This is a genomic window from Streptomyces sp. NRRL F-2664, from assembly GCF_000719345.1.
Lineage (GTDB): Bacteria > Actinomycetota > Actinomycetes > Streptomycetales > Streptomycetaceae > Streptomyces.
In genome coordinates this window covers 1-17,389 of sequence record NZ_JOFX01000022.1, presented here as the reverse complement: position 1 = coordinate 17,389, position 17,389 = coordinate 1, and the positions used below count along the sequence as shown (strand labels likewise).

Genomic DNA, 17,389 nt, shown 5'->3' with positions numbered 1-17,389 from the left:
GTCAGGCCGTCTCGACGACGAGGCGCTCGACGGCGCTGATGGCCTCCGGCACCGCGGCCGGGTTCTGGCCGCCGCCCTGGGCGACGTCCGGCTTGCCGCCACCACCGCCGCCGAGGGTCTTGGCGGCCGTGCGGACCAGGTCGCCCGCCTTGAGACCGCGCTCGCGGGCGGCCTCGTTGGTGGCGATGACGGTCAGCGGGCGGTCGTTCGCCACGGTGAACAGGGCCACGACGGCCGGCCGGTCGCCCGGGATGCGGCCCCGGACGTCGAGGACCAGCTTGCGCAGGTCGTCGGCGCCGACGCCGTCCGTCACCTGGCCGACGACGAGGGCGACACCGTGGATGTCCTGGGCGTTCTGGGCGAGCCCCGCAGCGGCCTGGAGCACCTTCTCCGCGCGGAACTTCTCGATCTCCTTCTCGGCGTCCTTCAGCTTGCCGAGCATGGCGGAGATCTTCTCCGGCAGCTCCTCCGGACGGCCCTTGACCAGCTCTTGGAGCTGGGCGACGACCGTGTGCTCCTTGGCGAGGAAGTTGTACGCGTCCACGCCGACGAGGGCCTCGACGCGGCGCACGCCGGAGCCGATGGAGGACTCGCCGAGCAGCTTCACCAGACCCAGCTGGGCGGTGTTGCCGACGTGCGTGCCGCCGCACAGCTCCTTGGAGAAGTCGCCGATGGTCACGACGCGCACGCGCTCGCCGTACTTCTCGCCGAACTCGGCGATGGCTCCCTGCTTCTTCGCCTCGTCGATGCTCATGATCTCGGCGGTGACGTCGAGCTCGCGCGAGAGCACGTCGTTGATCTTCTGCTCCACGTCGGTGAGCACCGAGCCGGGGACGGCGTTCGGGGAGCCGAAGTCGAAGCGGAAACGGCCGGGGCTGTTCTCGGAACCGGCCTGGGCGGCCGTGGGTCCGAGGGCGTCGCGCAGCGCCTGGTGGGTCAGGTGGGTGGCCGAGTGGGCGCGGGCGATGGCCCGGCGGCGGTGGACGTCGATGGCGGCGTAGGCGGAGGCGCCGACCGTGACCTCGCCGACCTGGACGGAGCCCTTGTGCACGGAGACGCCCGGGACGGGCTGCTGCACGTCGCGCACGACGATGACGGCGCCCGAGTCGAGCTTGATGCGGCCCTGGTCGGCGAGCTGGCCGCCGCCCTCGGCGTAGAAGGGCGTACGGTCCAGGACGACCTCGACGTCGTCGCCCTCGGAGGCGGCGGGCGCGGAGACGCCGTTGACCAGCAGGCCGACGATGGTGGACTCGCCCTGGTTGGTGGCGTAACCCGTGAACTCGGTGGCGCCGGCGCTGTCGGCGATCTCGCGGTAGGCGGAGACGTCGGCGTGGCCGGTCTTCTTGGCCTTCGCGTCGGCCTTGGCGCGGTCGCGCTGCTCCTGCATCAGACGGCGGAAGCCCGCCTCGTCCACGGAGAGGCCCTGCTCGGCGGCCATCTCCAGGGTGAGGTCGATCGGGAAGCCCCAGGTGTCGTGGAGCAGGAACGCCTTGTCGCCGGACAGGACGGTGCCGCCGGCGGCCTTGGTCTCGGTGACGGCGGTGTCGAGGATGTTCGTGCCGCCCTTGAGCGCCTTGAGGAAGGCGGCCTCTTCGGCGAGCGCGACGGTCTCGATGCGCTTGCGGTCGGTGATGAGCTCCGGGTACTGCTGCCCCATCGTGTCGATCACGACGTCGATGAGGTCCTGGACGACCGGGCCGGTGGCGCCCATGAGGCGCATGTTGCGGACGGCGCGGCGCATGATGCGGCGCAGCACGTAGCCGCGGCCCTCGTTGCCGGGGGTGACGCCGTCGCCGATGAGCATGACGGAGGTGCGCATGTGGTCGGCGACCACGCGCATCGAGACGTCGGTGTCCTGGGCCGCGCCGTACCGGACGCCGGTCAGCTCGGTGGCCTTGTCCATCACCACGCGCAGGGTGTCGGTCTCGTACATGTTCTGCACGCCCTGCAGGATCATGGCGAGGCGCTCGAGGCCGAGACCGGTGTCGATGTTCTTGGAGGGCAGGTCCCCGAGGATCGGGAAGTCCTCCTTGCCCTCGCCGGCGCCGCGCTCGTACTGCATGAAGACCAGGTTCCAGATCTCCACGTAGCGCTCGTCGTTGACGGCGGGGCCGCCCTCGACGCCGAACTCCGGACCGCGGTCGTAGTTGATCTCGGAGCAGGGGCCGCAGGGGCCGGGGACGCCCATGGACCAGAAGTTGTCCTTCTTGCCCAGGCGCTGGATGCGCTCCGCGGGGACGCCGATCTTCTCGCGCCAGATCTGCTCGGCCTCGTCGTCGTCGAGGTAGACCGTGATCCAGAGCTTCTCCGGCTCCAGGCCGTAGCCGCCGTCCGCCACGGAGCTGGTCAGCAGCTCCCAGGCGTACTTGATGGCGCCTTCCTTGAAGTAGTCCCCGAAGGAGAAGTTGCCGCACATCTGGAAGAACGTGCCGTGGCGGGTGGTCTTGCCGACCTCTTCGATGTCCGGGGTACGGACGCACTTCTGCACGCTGGTGGCCCGGGGGGCCGGGGGCTTGGTCTCGCCGAGGAAGTACGGCTTGAAGGGGACCATGCCCGCGTTGACCAGCAGCAGAGTCGGGTCGTCCGCGATGAGCGACGCCGAAGGGACAACGGCGTGACCGCGCTCCTCGAAGAAGCTCAGCCAGCGGCGGCGGATTTCAGCCGACTCCATCAGTGGTCCTCATTCCGGTTGTACGAAAGCTTTGGTCGGGGGTTGGTCTGGTCGTTCTCGATGGCCCGAAGGCGCCGCGGCCCGGGGAGGGCGGTGACGTTGTCGGGCCGGTCGGGGTCCTGGTGGAGCCCCAGTGCATCGTTCAGCTCGTCCTCGCGCTGCGTCATTCCCGCGCGCACGTCGAGGGCGAAGTCCTTGAGGCGGTGACCCGCCTCCACGGCCTTGTCGGCGGCCTGGGCCGCGAGACTCTCCGGCGTCAGCTGCTTCAGCCGGCGGTTGACCTTGGTGGTGGCCCACACGCCGGCGGCTGCGCCTGCGGTGAACCAGAAGGCTCGGCGGAACATCGGCGGTCTCAGTCCTTCTGCTTCCGGCGCCGGGCGGCCGGCACCGTTCGGCCAACGATCACAGTACGGCGGGATGCCTTCGGCGGCGCGCCGTCCCGGGCGGCGTCCCCCCTGCCCAGCGCCTTGCGGACGCCGTAGCCGAAGGCGGCGACCTTCACGAGCGGTCCGCCGAAGGCGGTGGCCACGGTGGAGGACAGCGCGGAGGCGTTGGAGGTGACCTCCTGGACGTCGCTCGCGATGGCGTCGACCCGGTCGAGCTGGGTGCGGGCGGAGCGGACGGTGCTGGAGGCGTCGGCCAGGAGCGGTACGGCCTGGTCGGTCACTTCCGACACCAGCCTGGTGGCCGCCCTGAGCACCTGCGCCAGCCGCACCAGGGCGACGGCGAGGAAGGAGATCAGGATGGCCCAGAAGACGGCCACGATGATCCCGGCCACCTCTACACCGGACACGTCCCACCGCTCTCTGTCTGTACCCGAACCGCCGGCAGCAGCGATTCCTACAAATGGTCCTCCGACCCTATCGCGCCGGGGATACCCGGCCGTACCCCGATGCGGGACCGGAGGGCCCCGTCTTGGACGCAGCGCATCCGGACCAGTACGCTCCGTGTCCCATGCGACACAGACCCCTTCGACAGACCGCCCGGGGCAATCTTCCCTCGGAGCTGAGCGGGTTCATCGGGCGGGGTGCCGAACTCGCCGAGGTGGGGCGGCTCCTGGAGGCCTCGCGGCTGGTGACCGTGACCGGTGTGGGCGGGGTCGGGAAGTCCCGGCTGGTGCTGGCGGCGGCGCGGTCGGCCGCCGGGGCGGCTGCGGAGGAGTGGGACGCGCAGGAGGCGCCCGAGCCGCAGGAGGTACCGGCGGACGGCGGGGCGCAGGGTGTGCACGGCGCGCAGGAGGCGCGTAGGCCGGGGCAGGAACGCTACTGCGACGGGGTCTGGCTGGTCGAGCTGGCCTGCGTACGGGATCCGTCGCTGCTGGAGCTGACCGTGTCGGAGGCGCTCGGGCTCACCGACCACACCACCCGGCCGCCGCGGACCGTGCTGGCCGAGCACCTGGCCGGCAAGCGGCTGCTGCTGGTCCTGGACGGCTTCGAGCAGCTGGTGGAGGAGACCGCCGGGCTGGTGCGGGAGCTGCTGCGGCGCTCCCCCGGGCTGCGGGTGCTGGCGGCGGGCCGGCGCCCGCTGGACGTGGAGGGGGAGCGGACGTTCCCGCTCGCCCCGCCGGCCCCCGAGGAGGCGCTGGCGCTGCTGCTCGCGCGGGCGTCCGCCGCCGACCCGGACTTCGCGGTGAGCGACGCCGACCGGGTGGTGCTGGCGGAGGTGTGCGCCCGCCTGGACGGAATCCCCCTCGCCCTGGAGCTGGCGGCGTGCCGGTTGCGGACCTTGTCCCCGGCCCAGGTGCTGGCCCGGCTGGACGACCGCTTCGGCCTGCTCACCGGCGGTGCGCGCGGTGGCCTGCCGCGGCACCGCGCGCTGCGGACGGCCATCGGCTGGAGCCATGAGCTGTGCACCCCGGCGCAGCGGCTGCTGTGGGCGCGGTTGTCGGTCTTCGCCGGTCAGTTCGACCTGGACGCCGCGGAGTACGTGTGCGCCGGTCCCGACCTGCCGGTGGAGGGGATCCTGGACCTCCTGGGCGAGCTCCTCGCCCAGTCCCTCCTGGTCCGGGAGGAGACGCCCGCGGGGGTGCGCCTGCGGATGCTGGAGACCGTACGGCTGTACGGAGCGGGCTGGCTGGAGTCGCTGGGCGACGCGGTGCGGCTGCGGCGCCGGCACCGGGACTGGTACATGGGGCTGGCGACCTGGTGCGAGCTGGACTGGTTCAGCCCGCGCCAGCACGAGGTGGCCGCGCTGGTGGAGGCGGAGCTGCCGAACCTGCGGCTCGCCCTGGAGTGCTGCCTCGACGAGCCGGACGAGCTGCACCTGGGCCAGTACCTGGCGGGCACCCTGTGGTTCTTCTGGGCGGGCTGCGGGCGCCTCACCGAGGGTCGGCACTGGCTGGACCGGAGCCTGGGGGCCGCGGGCGGGGCGGTGACGGAGTACGAGAGCTCACGCCTGAAGGCCCTGTGGGTGCTGGGCTACGTGGCGGCCCTCCAGGGCGACGCGACGGCCTCGATGGGCGCCCTGTACGAGTGCCGGGACGGGGCGGAACGCAGCGGGAACCGGGTGGCCGCGGCGTACGCGGTGCACCGCCTGGGGTGTCTGGCCCTGGTCTCGGACGACATGGCCCGGGCCCGGGAGCTGCTCGGCGGGGCGCTGGAGCAGTACCGGGCGGCCGGGGAGCTGAACAGCAACGTCCTGATGTGCCAGGTGGAGCTGGGGATGGCGCTGGCCTTCCTCGGCGACGTGCCGGGCGCGCTCGCACTGTGCGGGGAGGTCCGGGAGATCTGCGAGGAGCGCGGGGAGCGCTGGACGAAGGCGTACGCGCTGTACGTGCTGGCCTACGCGGCACTGGACGCCGGCGGCACCCAGGAGGCCCGGCGGCTGCTGACCGAGTGCGTGGAGATCAACCACGTCTTCCACGACCTGGTGGGGCTCGTGCTCGCGCTGGAGCTGCTCGCGCTCGTCACGGTCGCGGAGGGCGACCCGGCGGAGGCCGCGGTGCTCCAGGGTGCGGCGGAGCCCCTGTGGGGCGGGGTGGGGCTGCAGTTGTTCGGCTCGGGGTACTTCAACGCCCCGCGGCTGATGTGCCGGGAGCGGGCGGCCGAGCTGCTCGGGGCCGACCGCTACGCCGCGCACGCGGCCGAGGGGCGGGAGCTGAACCGGGAGTCGCTGGTGGTGCGGGCGCTGCGGGGGGCGGCCCGAAAGCCGCTGCCGGTGGAGCGGGGCGGCGTGCCCGGCCCCCGGGTCGCGCGCAGCACGGCGCCGGCGGACCAGCCGTAGCTGCCGGGGAAGCGGAAAACCCGCCGTCCCCCGGAGGGGGCGGCGGGTTTCCCCCAGCCTGTGAGGGCTACGCCTGCTGGAGGATCAGCGGGCGTAGTACTCGACGACGAGCTGCTCGTCGCAGATGACCGGGATCTCCTTGCGGTTCGGGTCGCGGTCCAGGCGGAAGGCCAGGGCCTTCAGGTTGACCTGCAGGTAGCGCGGGGTCTCGCCCTCGCCTGCGTAGCCACCCTCACGGGCGACCTGGAACGGAACCTTCTCGCGGCTGCGCTCGCGCACGGTGATGACGTCGTCCGGGCGGACACGGAACGACGGCTTGTCGACCTTGGCGCCGTTGACCTCGATGTGGCCGTGAACGACCATCTGGCGGGCCTGGTAGATCGTGCGGGCGATGCCCGAACGCAGGACCAGGGCGTCGAGACGACGCTCGAGCTCGACGACCAGCGCCTCGCCCGTCTTGCCCTCGGCCTTCTTGGCGCGGTCGTACGCGCGGGCCATCTGGCGCTCGGAGATGTCGTACTGAGCGCGCAGACGCTGCTTCTCCAGCAGACGGACCTTGTAGTCCGAGTTCTGCTTGCGGCCACGGCCGTGCTCGCCCGGCGGGTAGGGGCGGGCCTCGAAGTACTTGACGGCCTTCGGCGTCAGCGCGATGCCGAGGGCGCGAGACTTCTTGACCTTGGGTCGCTTCTGGTTCACGGGGAACCTACCTCCATGTAAGTTAGGTGAGGCTTACCTTATCGAGGAGGACGTAATGTCTCGACCACATGGGATCCCCCTGCCCAGTGCGCAACGCAGTTCGGATTCCAACGAAACAGAATCCGCTTGCGCCGACGATAAGCAAGGTCAGCCGCGTCCCAGGGAAGGCGTTCGGCAGCTCACCGGAGCCGAACGCGTACGAACCCTCGTAGAGTCCAACGCCTCAGTATCCCTCACGCTGATCGATGCTCGTGACAGTCAGAGCGCCGAGGAGTTCGGGACAGGGATGCCGGTCGCGCGGACCGTCACCCCGGACGGGGACGTGATTCTCCTGATGTCAGGGGAGTCCGCGGCTGCCAGGGCAGCCGCTCACGCCCAGGACGACGACCTCACCGCCGTGATCGAGATCACGGATGTGGCGCCGGTGTCCGTGCCCCATCGTATCCGAGGCCGTGCGTGGCTGGCCGGGTGGCTGACGCCGGTGCGGGGCGACGACCGCGCCCGGTGCGCGGCCCTCCTGGCGGAGCGGGACCCGGTGGGCGAGCTGCTGGGCCTGGGCGAGTCCCTCGACTCCCCCGCCGAGCTGCTCCGGGGCGCCGGCCGCCCGGCCTGGATGATGCTGCGGCTGGAGGTCGGCGAGATCTCGGTGGACGACCTGTGGGGCGCCGAGCGCGTGGACCCCGACGACCTGGCCGCCGCCGAGCCGGACCCGGTGGCGCCGCACGAGGCCGAGCTGCTCCAGCACCTGCACTCCGCCCACGGCGACCGGCTCGGCGAGCTGTGCGGGCTCCTGGGCGAGCGCGGGGCGCGGGGCCTGACCGCCGTCCCGCTCGCCCTGGACCGCGCCGGCCTGCGCGTCCGCTTCACCGGCGGCGCCCGCGGCGGCTCCTTCGACGCCCGTTTCGACTTCCCGGAGCCGGTGGCGGACATCTGCGGCCTGCGCCGGGCGATGCGCACCCTCTTTTCGGCCGCCTCCCACTGAGGACACCGACCGGGTCGGTCCGGACGTCGGTGCGGACCGGTGCACGGATCGACCGGCCCGAGGCCCTCAGGCGCCGTCGGTGCCGCGCAGGCGTTCGCGGACCTTCTCGACCACGTCCGCGTAGCGGGCCTCGGCACCGTAGCGGGTCGGCTCGTAGTAGCGCTTGCCGTGGATCTCGTCCGGAGCGTACTGCTGGGCGGCGATGGCACCCGGGACGTCGTGGGGGTAGACGTACCCCACTGCGTGACCCAGCTTCGCCGCTCCCTTGTAGTGCCCGTCCCGCAGGTGCGTGGGCACGGCGCCCGCGAGGCCGGCCCGTACGTCGGCCAGCGCCGCGCCGATCGCGGTCGTCGCGGTGTTCGACTTCGGGGCCAGGGCCAGCGCGATCGTGGCGTGCGAGAGGGTCAGCGCGGCCTCCGGGAAGCCGATCATGGCCACCGCCTGCGCCGCCGCCACCGCGAGCGGCAGCGCCGTCGGATCCGCGAGGCCGATGTCCTCGCTCGCGGAGATCATCAGGCGGCGCGCGATGAACCGGGGGTCCTCGCCGGCCTCGATCATCCGTGCGAGGTAGTGCAGCGCGGCGTCCACGTCCGAGCCGCGGATCGACTTGATCAGCGCGCTCGCCACGTCGTAGTGCTGGTCGCCGTCCTTGTCGTAGCGGACGGCCGCCCGGTCGACGGCCTCCTCCAGCGTCTGGAGGGTGATCTCCTCCTCGCCCTTGGCGATGGCCGCGCCGGCCCCCGCCTCCAGCGCGGTCAGGGCCCGCCGTGCGTCACCGCCGGCGATCCGCAGCAGGTGCGCCTCGGCGTCCTGCGGCAGGGTCACCGCGCCGGCCAGGCCGCGCTCCTCCGTGAGCGCGCGCCGCAGCAGCCCGCTGAGGTCGTCGTCGGTCAGCGGTTCCAGCGTCAGCAGCAGCGACCGGGACAGCAGCGGGGAGATGATCGAGAAGTACGGGTTCTCCGTGGTGGCCGCGATCAGCGTCACCCACCGGTTCTCGACGGCCGGCAGCAGGGAGTCCTGCTGGGCCTTGCTGAAGCGGTGGATCTCGTCCAGGAAGAGGACGGTCTCCTTGCCGTACCCGCCGGCCGCGCGGCGCGCGCCCTCGATGACGGCCCGGACCTCCTTGACGCCCGCCGTGATGGCGGACAGCTCCACGAAGCGCTTCTGCGTCGCCTGGCTGACCACGTAGGCGAGGGTGGTCTTCCCGATGCCGGGCGGGCCCCAGAGGATCACCGAGGAGGCGCCGGCCGGGCCGCCCGCGCCTTCGCCGACCAGCCGCCGCAGCGGCGAGCCGGGCTTGAGCAGGTGCTGCTGGCCGACGACCTCGTCCAGGGTGCGCGGGCGCATCCGGACGGCGAGCGGCGAGCTCGCGGGGTCCTTCTTCTGGCGTTCTTCGGCGGCGGCCGTGAACAGGTCTGGTTCCACAGGGGAAGCCTAAGCGAGTCCACCGACAGGGCGGCCCGCCGTCAGGACGTCCAGAAGTCCCACCAGCGGGTCAGGATCAGCATCCCGATGATCCCGATGTGCAGCACCGGCAGCACCCAGGTGAACTCCTCGAAGAAGCTCCGGAGCCAGCCGGGCGCGGGCAGCATGCCCGCGCGGACGTTGTGCGAGGTGACGTACCAGAACATCAGGATCGTGGCGACCCAGGCCAGGCAGCACCACAGGCACAGCGCGTTGATGTTGTAGAGCGACTGGTAGGTCAGCCAGGCGCAGAAGACGACGCCGAAGAGGGTGCCGGCGTTGAGGGTGAGCCAGTACCAGCGGCGGAACCGGGCCCCGGCCAGGATGCTCGCGCCGACGCAGATCACGATGCCGTAGGCGACCAGGCCGAGCATCGGGTTCGGGAAGCCGAAGACGGCCGCCTGGTCGCTCTTCATGATGTTGCCGCAGGAGACGACCGGGTTGAGGCTGCAGCCCGGCGTGAAGTCCGGGTCCTCCAGCAGCTTGAACTTGTCGATCGTGATCACCCAGGCGGCGAGCAGGCCTGCGGCCCCCGTGATCACCAGCAGCAGGGCCAGCGCCCGGCTCGCCCCGAAGGTCTTCGCCCCGGCGGTCTCCGCGTCCGTATCCCGTGTCGTCATGCCGCCCGCTCCACATCTGCCAGGTGATCAAGCACGGGTCATTGTGCCGTACGTGTCTGTGAACGGACGGGGCCGGGGAAAGGTCCCCGGCCCCGTCGTCGGGCGTGCGTGCCGGCGCCGTCAGGCGAGACGGGCCCTGACCGCGTCGACCAGCTCGGTCAGCGCCACCGGGGACTGCTCCCCGGACTCCATGTCCTTGAGCTGGACCAGGCCCTCCGCGAGATCGCGCTCGCCCGCGACCACGGCGAAGCGGGCACCGGAGCGGTTCGCGTCCTTCATCGCGCCCTTGAGGCCCTTGCCGCCGAACGAGAAGTCGGCCGCGACACCCGCCTTGCGGAGTTCGGTGACCTTGCCGAAGAGCACCCGGCGGGCCTCCTCGCCCAGGGCCACCGCGAAGACCGCCGTGGGCGCCGGGATGTCGAGTTCGATGCCCTCGGCCTCCAGGGCCAGGACCGTGCGGTCCACGCCGAGCGCCCAGCCCACCGACGGCAGCGCCGGTCCGCCGATCATCTCGGACAGGCCGTCGTAGCGGCCGCCGCCGCCCACCGCGGACTGCGAGCCCAGTCCGTCGTGGACGAACTCGAAGGTGGTGCGGGTGTAGTAGTCCAGCCCGCGCACCAGCTTCTCGTCGTCCTCGAAGGCGACGCCGGCCGCCGTGATCAGGGCCCGGACCTCCTCGTGGTACGCCTTGCAGGCGTCGCACAGGTAGTCGCGCAGCACCGGTGCGCCGACGAGCTGCTTCTGCACGTCGGGCCGCTTGTCGTCGAGGACGCGCAGGGGGTTGATCTCGGCCCGGCGGACGGTCTCCTCGTCCAGGTCGAGGCCGCGCAGGAAGCCCTGCAGCGCCTCCCGGTACACCGGGCGGCACTCCTTGTCCCCCAGCGAGTTGAGCAGGATCCGGAAGGCGCGCAGGCCGAGCGAGCGGTAGGCCTGGTCGGCCAGGATGATCAGCTCGGCGTCCAGCGCGGGGTCCTCGGCGCCGATGGCCTCGGCGCCCACCTGCGAGAAGTGGCGGTATCGCCCCTTCTGGGGGCGTTCGTAGCGGTAGTAGGAACCGGAGTACCAGAGCTTGACCGGCAGGTTGCCCTGCTTGTGCAGGCTGGCTTCCAGGGCCGCGCGCAGCACGGAGGCCGTGCCCTCCGGGCGCAGGGCGAGCTGGTCGCCGCCCTTGGTCTCGAAGGCGTACATCTCCTTGGAGACGATGTCGGTGGACTCGCCCACGCCGCGGGCGAAGAGGCCGACGTCCTCGAAGCCGGGGGTCTCGATGTAGCCGTACCCGGAGTTGCGCAGGGGCGCGGAGATGGCCTCGCGCACCGCCAGGTACTTCACGGAGACCGGCGGGATCAGGTCGTACGTGCCCTTGGGGGCCTTGAAAGTAGCCACGGACCTCTCGTCACATTCCTCGTCGTGGAGCGGGCGCACCCTCGTGGGGGCCTGCTGCCGGGCCGGCGGCGACTTCCCGCAGGTACGGGTTGGTCGCGCGCTCGCGGCCGATGGTGGTCTGGGGACCGTGGCCGGACAGCACCACGGTCGAGTCGTCGAGCGGCAGGCACACGCGGGCCAGCGAGTCGAGCATCTCGGCGTGGGAGCCGCCCGGCAGGTCGGTGCGCCCGATGGAGCCGGCGAAGAGCAGGTCGCCCGAGAAGAAGACCGGCGGGACGTCGGCCAGCTCGGGCATCCGGAAGGTCACCGACCCCTTGGTATGGCCCGGCGCGTGCGCCACGGAGAAGTCCATTCCGGCCAGCTTCAGGGCTGCGCCGTCGGCCAGCTCGCGGACGTCGTCGGGCTCCCCCACGGTCAGCTCGCCCATGAGCGGCATCCCGATGGAGCGGCCGAGGGCCTTCTCCGGGTCGCTCATCATGTAGCGGTCCTCCGGGTGGATCCAGGCCGGTACGTCGTGTGCTCCGCACACCGGGACCACCGAGGCCACATGATCGATGTGGCCGTGGGTCAGGACGACCGCGACGGGCTTGAGCCGATGCTTCTTCAGCGTCTCCTCGACGCCCTGGGCGGCCTGGTGGCCCGGGTCGATGATGACGCACTCCTCGCCGGGGGCGGGGGCGACCACGTAGCAGTTGGTGCCCCAGGCGCCTGCGGGGAACCCGGCAATCAGCACGTTCGTCCTCAATCGTCGTCGGCGGGAGGGTGCAGGTCGTCAATCCTGCTGCTCAGAGCCTACCGGCGCCGCTCATTACACAGCGAACCCATATACGGTACGGCCTATCCCAGCCCGGACAGCAGTATCAGACACGTACAAGGAGACGACCCGGTGGTCACGAGCGATCAGCGGCGGCGACAGCTCGCCAGGGAGAAGTACGAGCGCCAGCAGAAGCGCCGCGCCGAGGCCCGGAAGAAGAGCCGGCAGCGGGCGGCGGTGGTCGGGGCGGTGGCCGCCGTGGTGATCGCCACGCTGGTGGGCCTGATCGTGGGCGGTGTCTTCGACAAGGACAAGGACCCGAAGGACACGGCGGCGGACCCCTCGGCCTCGGCGACCCCGCCGGAGCCGAAGCAGTCCCCCTCGCCGGAGATGGCGATCGACCAGAAGGGGAAGTACACCTTCGCCCTGAAGACCGGCGCGGGCGACATCAGCTTCGCGATGGACGCGGCGAAGACCCCGCAGACGGTGAACTCCTTCAAATCGCTCGCCGACAAGGGCTACTTCGACAACACCAAGTGCCACCGGCTGACGTCCGGCGGGATCTTCGTGCTCCAGTGCGGCGACCCCGAGGGCACCGGCCGCGGCGGCCCCGGCTACACCATCCCCGACGAGAACCTGGACTCGCTGGGCAAGCCGAACGAGCAGGGCCAGGTCGTCTACCCGGCCGGCACGGTCGCGATGGCCAACACCGGCCAGCCCGGCTCCGGCGGCAGCCAGTTCTTCCTGGTCTACAAGGACAGCCCGCTGACGCCGACGTACACGCCGTTCGGCAGGATCGACGCAGCCGGCATGAAGGTCCTGGAGGAGATCGCCAAGGCCGGGACCGTCGACGGCGGCCAGGACGGTGCGCCGAAGAACGAGGTCAAGATCGAGAAGGGCACCGTCACCCAGAACTGACGGGGTGACGCGACCCCGGGCCGGCCGGCCCGCCCCCCGTGCCGATATTCCGTCGTGCGGGATGCGGACAGCCGGCCCGGCGGTCGCCTATGTTGGCGTTGTGCAGGGCGGGCGCTGCCCGCCCCAGGAAACTGTGGACGATGCCCAGGGGGTGAACCCCTCGCAGGCATCAGGTGGAGGAGGCGCTGTGAGCAGCGACCCGTGGGGCCGAGTCGACGAGACGGGCACCGTGTACGTGCGTACTTCCGATGGCGAGAAGGTCGTCGGTTCGTGGCAGGCGGGCACCCCCGAGGAGGCCCTGGCCTACTTCGAGCGCAAGTACGAGGGCCTGGTGGTCGAGATCGGCCTCCTCGAAAAGCGGGTGCGGACCACTGATCTGTCCGCCAAGGACGCCCAGACGGCGATCGACCACCTGCGTGCGCAGGTCGACGAGCACCACGCCGTGGGCGACCTGGACGCCCTGCGCGTGCGGCTGGACAAGCTGGTCGAGACCGTGGAGTCCCGGCGCGAGGAGCGCAAGGTCGCCAAGGCCAAGCAGGCGGACGAGGCCCGGGCAGCCAAGGACGCGCTGGTCGCCGAGGCCGAGCAGCTGGCGCAGAGCGACCAGTGGCGCAGTGCCGGAGAGCGGCTGCGCGCGCTGGTGGACATCTGGAAGGGCCTGCCGCGCCTGGACCGCAAGTCGGACGACGAGCTGTGGCACCGGTTCTCGCACGCCCGTTCCGCCTTCTCCAAGCGCCGCAAGGCGCACTTCGCCTCGCTGGACGCGCAGCGCGAGGACGCCCGCAAGGTCAAGGAGAGGCTGGTATCGGAGGCCGAGTCGCTGTCGAAGTCGACCGACTGGGGTCCGACGGCCGCCCGCTACCGCGAGCTGATGGCGGACTGGAAGGCGGCCGGCCGGGCGCAGCGCGAGGCCGAGGACGACCTGTGGAACCGCTTCCGCGGTGCGCAGGACGTGTTCTTCGCGGCCCGCAGCGAGGTCTTCGCGGAGCGTGACGCCGAGCAGATCGAGAACCTCAAGCTCAAGGAGGAGCTGGCCGAGGAGGCCGAGAAGCTCGTCCCCGTGACGGACCTGAAGGCGGCCCGTGCCGCGTTCCGTTCCCTCAACGAGCGCTGGGAGGGCATCGGCCACGTGCCGCGCGACGCCCGGGCGAAGGTCGAGGGGCGGATGCACGCGGTCGAGCGCGCGATCCAGGAGGCCGAGGAGGGCGAGTGGCGCCGTACGAACCCGGAGGCGCGGGCCCGTGCGGCCGGTCTGACGGGCCAGCTCCAGGCGGCGGTCGACAAGCTGCGTCAGCAGATCGACGCGGCGCGCGCCGCGGGCAACAACGCGAAGGCCGACAAGCTGGCGCGTGAGCTGGAGGGCCGCCAGGCCCTGCTGGACCAGGCGCTGAAGGGCCTGGAGGAGTTCGGCGGCTGATCGGGCCGCCCGTGCACGAGGGCCCCGGTACGGAGTTCCGTACCGGGGCCCTCGCGCTGTCCGCTACGGCCTGCGGGCCGAGGTGACGCGGTAGACGTCGTAGACCCCCTCGACGCCCCTGACGGCCTTCAGGACGTGCCCCAGGTGCTTGGGGTCGCCCATCTCGAAGGTGAACCGCGAGGTCGCCACCCGGTCGCGGGAGGTCTGCACGGCCGCCGACAGGATGTTGACGTGCTGGTCGGACAGGACCCGTGTGACGTCGGACAGCAGCCGGGACCGGTCCAGGGCCTCGACCTGGATGGCGACCAGGAAGACCGAGGACTGGGTGGGCGCCCACTCGACCTCCAGCATCCGCTCGGGCTGCTGGGAGAGGGAGTCGACGTTGACGCAGTCCGCGCGGTGAACCGATACGCCGCTGCCGCGGGTGACGAACCCGATGATCGGGTCGCCCGGCACCGGGGTGCAGCAGCGGGCCAGCTTGACCCACACGTCGTCGACGCCCTTGACGACGACGCCCGGGTCGGCGTTGCTGCGCCGCTTGCTGCGGGCCCGCGCCGGCGGGATCGATTCCTCGATGTCCTCGTTGGCGGCCTCCTCGCCGCCCAGGGCGGCCACCAGCTTCTGCACGACGCCCTGCGCGGCCACGTGGCCCTCGCCGATCGCCGCGTAGAGGGAGGAGATGTCCGGGTAGCGCATCTCGTGGGCGAGGGTCACGAGCGAGTCGCCGGTCAGGATGCGCTGGATCGGCAGGTTCTGCTTGCGCATGGCGCGGGCGATGGCGTCCTTGCCGTGCTCGATGGCCTCGTCGCGGCGTTCCTTGGAGAACCAGCCGCGGATCTTGTTCCGGGCCCGCGGGGACTTGACGAAGCCCAGCCAGTCGCGGGAGGGGCCGGCCCCTTCGGCCTTCGAGGTGAAGACCTCGACCAGGTCGCCGTTGTCGAGCGTCGACTCCAGGGGGACCAGGCGGCCGTTGACGCGGGCCCCTATCGTCCGGTGGCCGACCTCGGTGTGGACGGCGTAGGCGAAGTCCACCGGGGTGGCGCCGGCGGGCAGCGCGATGACATCGCCCTTGGGGGTGAAGACGAAGACCTCGTTGCGCGAGAGGTCGAAGCGCAACGAGTCGAGGAACTCGCCCGGGTCCTCGGTCTCCTTCTGCCAGTCCAGCAGCTGGCGCAGCCAGGCCATGTCGTTGACCGTGTCCTGGCCGGCGCTGCCCTTGGCGGCCTGCGGGACGTCGGTGCGGACCTTGGAGGTGCCCGCCACGGTCTGCTGCTTGTACTTCCAGTGCGCTGCGATGCCGTACTCGGCGCGGCGGTGCATGTCGAAGGTGCGGATCTGCAGCTCGACGGGCTTGCCGTTGGGTCCGATGACCGTCGTGTGGAGCGACTGGTACATGTTGAACTTGGGCATCGCGATGTAGTCCTTGAACCGGCCCGGGACCGGGTTCCAGCGCGCGTGCACCGTGCCGAGGGCCGCGTAGCAGTCGCGGACGGTGTCGACGAGGACGCGGATGCCCACCAGGTCGTAGATCTCCGCGAAGTCGCGGCCGCGGACGATCATCTTCTGGTAGACGCTGTAGTAGTGCTTGGGGCGGCCCGTCACCGTGGCCTTGATCCGGGCGGCTCTGAGGTCCACCTGGACCTCGTCCGTGACGAGGGCGAGGTACTCGTCGCGCTTGGGCGCGCGCTCCGCCACCAGGCGCACGATCTCGTCGTACATCTTGGGGTAGAGGATCGCGAAGGAGAGGTCCTCCAGCTCCCACTTGATCGTGTTCATGCCCAGCCGGTGGGCCAGCGGGGCGTAGATCTCCAGGGTCTCGCGGGCCTTCTTCTCCTGCTTCTCCCGCTTGAGGTAGCGCATCGTGCGCATGTTGTGGAGCCGGTCGGCCAGCTTGATGACCAGGACCCGCGGGTCCTTCGCCATGGCGACGACCATCTTGCGGACGGTCTCGGCCTGGGCCGCCTCGCCGAACTTCACCCGGTCGAGCTTGGTGACGCCGTCGACGAGCAGCGCCACGGCGTCGCCGAAGTCCCGGCGCAGGTCCTCCAGGCCGTACTCGGTGTCCTCGACGGTGTCGTGCAGCAGCCCGGCCATGAGGGTGGCCGGGTCCATACCGAGCTCGGCGAGGATGGTGGTGACGGCGAGCGGGTGGGTGATGTACGGGTCGCCGCTCTTGCGCTTCTGGCCGCGGTGCCAGCGCTCGGCGACCTGGTAGGCCTGTTCGAGCTGGCGCAGCGTCGACGTCTCGATCTTCGGGTCGTTGCTGCGCACTATGCGGAGCAGCGGCTCCAGGACCGGGTTGTACGGGTTCGAGCGCTGCACACCGAGCCGGGCGAGGCGGGCACGGACCCGGTTGGAGGACGCGGCCGACTTCGCAGGCGCGGGCTTGACCGGCGCCGGCTTGGGCGCGGGCCTGACCGGCGGGGCCGGCGTCGCCGGCGGGGGCGTGGCGGCGGCCGCCGTGGCCCCGGGGATCCCGGGTGCCCGCCGTTTTTCGCAGGGGTGCGCGGTCAGACCACGATCAGCGCGTCCAGCGGGGCGCCGGCGAGGGCCCCCGCCAGCCTGGCCCGGCCGGGCAGGAACGACAGCTCCATCAGGACCGCCACGCCGGCGACCTCGGCCCCGGCCCGCCGGATGAGCGAGAGGGACGCCTCGGCCGTGCCGCCGGTGGCCAGCACGTCGTCGATGACCATGACCCGGTCACCGGCCGCGAGGTCCTCGGCGTGGACCTCGATCTCCGCCGTGCCGTACTCCAGCGCGTACGACTGCGCGAGCGTCGCGCCCGGCAGCTTGCCGGCCTTGCGGACCGGCACGAAGCCGATCCCGGCCTGCACCGCAACCGGGGCCGCGAGGATGAACCCGCGCGCCTCCAGCCCGACGATCTTCGTCGCGCCGTACCGCCCGGCCAGCTCCACCAGCGCGCCGGTCAGCGCGCCGAACGCCGCGGGGTCCGCCAGCAGCGGCGTGATGTCCTTGAACATCACGCCCGGCTTCGGGTAGTCCGCGACGTCCTTGATGCGGCTGAGCAGCAGGGTCCGTACGTCGTCCGACAGTTGAGCGGTCAACGTCGCCGCCCCGGCTGCCGGCCCTGGGTGACGACCTGCGGCTCGTCGGCGGAGCCCTGGTCGTCCTCCGCGGACTCGCCCTTCGCCGCGGCGGAGGCGCGCTTGGCGAGCACCCGCTTCTTCAGCGCCTTCATCGCCGGCTCGCGCTCCTTGAGGTCGACGACCAGCGGGGTCGCGATGAAGATCGAGGAGTACGC

At 71.6% G+C, this 17,389-nt stretch carries 14 protein-coding genes and 1 pseudogene; 4 read left to right on the top strand and 11 right to left on the bottom strand.

Annotated elements, in window-relative coordinates; genetic code table 11:
- Window position 1: 1 nt before the first annotated feature.
- The 3 genes from alaS to IF89_RS0119905 are packed head-to-tail and all read right to left on the bottom strand — an operon-like array spanning window position 2 to window position 3,464.
- Complete coding sequence (gene alaS, locus IF89_RS0119915) at window positions 2-2,671, bottom strand: alanine--tRNA ligase (protein WP_030769607.1); 2,670 nt, start codon at window positions 2,669-2,671, stop codon at window positions 2-4.
- Entirely contained in the window at window positions 2,671-3,015 is a 345-nt protein-coding gene (locus IF89_RS0119910) for a DUF6167 family protein (RefSeq protein WP_030769604.1), read from the bottom strand. The genes alaS and IF89_RS0119910 overlap by 1 nt, the downstream gene beginning before the upstream one ends.
- An 8-nt stretch (window positions 3,016-3,023) precedes the next feature.
- Complete coding sequence (locus tag IF89_RS0119905; protein ID WP_030769601.1) at window positions 3,024-3,464, bottom strand: DUF948 domain-containing protein; 441 nt, start codon at window positions 3,462-3,464, stop codon at window positions 3,024-3,026.
- A 161-nt stretch (window positions 3,465-3,625) separates the two neighbouring features.
- Here IF89_RS0119905 and IF89_RS47725 point away from each other — a divergent pair, with 161 nt between their 5' ends.
- Entirely contained in the window at window positions 3,626-5,893 is a 2,268-nt protein-coding gene (locus tag IF89_RS47725; protein ID WP_063831321.1) for an ATP-binding protein, read from the top strand.
- An 84-nt stretch (window positions 5,894-5,977) separates the two neighbouring features.
- Here the strand turns inward: IF89_RS47725 and rpsD are convergent, their stop codons facing one another.
- Window positions 5,978-6,589 carry a 30S ribosomal protein S4 gene (gene rpsD / locus IF89_RS0119895; RefSeq protein ID WP_030026606.1) on the bottom strand — a complete coding sequence of 204 codons (612 nt, stop codon included), beginning with the start codon at window positions 6,587-6,589 and terminating at the stop codon, window positions 5,978-5,980.
- A gap of 55 nt (window positions 6,590-6,644) precedes the next feature.
- Between rpsD and IF89_RS0119890 the strand changes: the two genes are divergently transcribed.
- On the top strand, window positions 6,645-7,571 hold the full coding sequence (locus tag IF89_RS0119890) for a DUF2470 domain-containing protein (protein WP_420706945.1): 927 nt from the start codon (window positions 6,645-6,647) through the stop codon (window positions 7,569-7,571).
- A 66-nt stretch (window positions 7,572-7,637) separates the two neighbouring features.
- Here IF89_RS0119890 and IF89_RS0119885 read toward each other — a convergent pair whose 3' ends face one another.
- The 4 genes from IF89_RS0119885 to IF89_RS0119870 form a co-directional block, all read right to left on the bottom strand.
- Window positions 7,638-8,996 (bottom strand): replication-associated recombination protein A, encoded by a 1,359-nt coding sequence (locus tag IF89_RS0119885; RefSeq protein ID WP_030769591.1) that lies wholly within the window; start codon window positions 8,994-8,996, stop codon window positions 7,638-7,640.
- A 41-nt stretch (window positions 8,997-9,037) separates the two neighbouring features.
- Window positions 9,038-9,655 (bottom strand): vitamin K epoxide reductase family protein, encoded by a 618-nt coding sequence (locus IF89_RS0119880; RefSeq protein ID WP_030769588.1) that lies wholly within the window; start codon window positions 9,653-9,655, stop codon window positions 9,038-9,040.
- A gap of 120 nt (window positions 9,656-9,775) precedes the next feature.
- Entirely contained in the window at window positions 9,776-11,038 is a 1,263-nt protein-coding gene (gene hisS, locus IF89_RS0119875; RefSeq protein ID WP_030769585.1) for a histidine--tRNA ligase, read from the bottom strand.
- Window positions 11,039-11,048: 10 nt separating this feature from the next.
- Entirely contained in the window at window positions 11,049-11,771 is a 723-nt protein-coding gene (locus IF89_RS0119870) for an MBL fold metallo-hydrolase (RefSeq protein WP_030769582.1), read from the bottom strand.
- 153 nt (window positions 11,772-11,924) lie between these two features.
- On the opposite strand from IF89_RS0119870, the gene IF89_RS0119865 reads away from it, so the two are divergent.
- Together IF89_RS0119865 and IF89_RS0119860 are read left to right on the top strand one after the other, a co-directional pair.
- A complete protein-coding gene (locus IF89_RS0119865) occupies window positions 11,925-12,710 on the top strand; it encodes a peptidylprolyl isomerase (protein WP_030769580.1) in 786 nt (261 codons plus the stop codon).
- Window positions 12,711-12,897: 187 nt separating this feature from the next.
- The gene (locus IF89_RS0119860; protein ID WP_030769577.1) at window positions 12,898-14,127 is read left to right on the top strand and encodes a DUF349 domain-containing protein; all 1,230 of its coding nucleotides are present in this window, start codon (window positions 12,898-12,900) and stop codon (window positions 14,125-14,127) included.
- A 63-nt stretch (window positions 14,128-14,190) separates the two neighbouring features.
- On the opposite strand, the gene IF89_RS0119855 is transcribed toward IF89_RS0119860, so the two are convergent.
- From IF89_RS0119855 to IF89_RS0119845, 3 genes and pseudogenes are all read right to left on the bottom strand, one after another.
- Window positions 14,191-16,602 (bottom strand): RelA/SpoT family protein, encoded by a 2,412-nt coding sequence (locus IF89_RS0119855; RefSeq protein ID WP_234327821.1) that lies wholly within the window; start codon window positions 16,600-16,602, stop codon window positions 14,191-14,193.
- 35 nt (window positions 16,603-16,637) lie between these two features.
- Entirely contained in the window at window positions 16,638-17,192 is a 555-nt protein-coding gene (locus IF89_RS0119850) for an adenine phosphoribosyltransferase (protein ID WP_043194164.1), read from the bottom strand.
- A pseudogene (locus IF89_RS0119845) lies at window positions 17,189-17,389 on the bottom strand (protein translocase subunit SecF); the annotation flags it as partial. The gene IF89_RS0119850 and the pseudogene IF89_RS0119845, both read right to left, overlap by 4 nt.

Bases quoted from the DNA above. Each gene is read 5' to 3' on its own strand.
- IF89_RS0119890 (WP_420706945.1), top strand. From the start codon at position 6,645: ATGTCTCGACCACATGGGATCCCCCTGCCCAGTGCGCAACGCAGTTCG.
- alaS (WP_030769607.1), bottom strand. From the start codon at position 2,671: ATGGAGTCGGCTGAAATCCGCCGCCGCTGGCTGAGCTTCTTCGAGGAG.
- IF89_RS47725 (WP_063831321.1), top strand. From the start codon at position 3,626: ATGCGACACAGACCCCTTCGACAGACCGCCCGGGGCAATCTTCCCTCG.
- IF89_RS0119910 (WP_030769604.1), bottom strand. From the start codon at position 3,015: ATGTTCCGCCGAGCCTTCTGGTTCACCGCAGGCGCAGCCGCCGGCGTG.
- IF89_RS0119880 (WP_030769588.1), bottom strand. From the start codon at position 9,655: ATGACGACACGGGATACGGACGCGGAGACCGCCGGGGCGAAGACCTTC.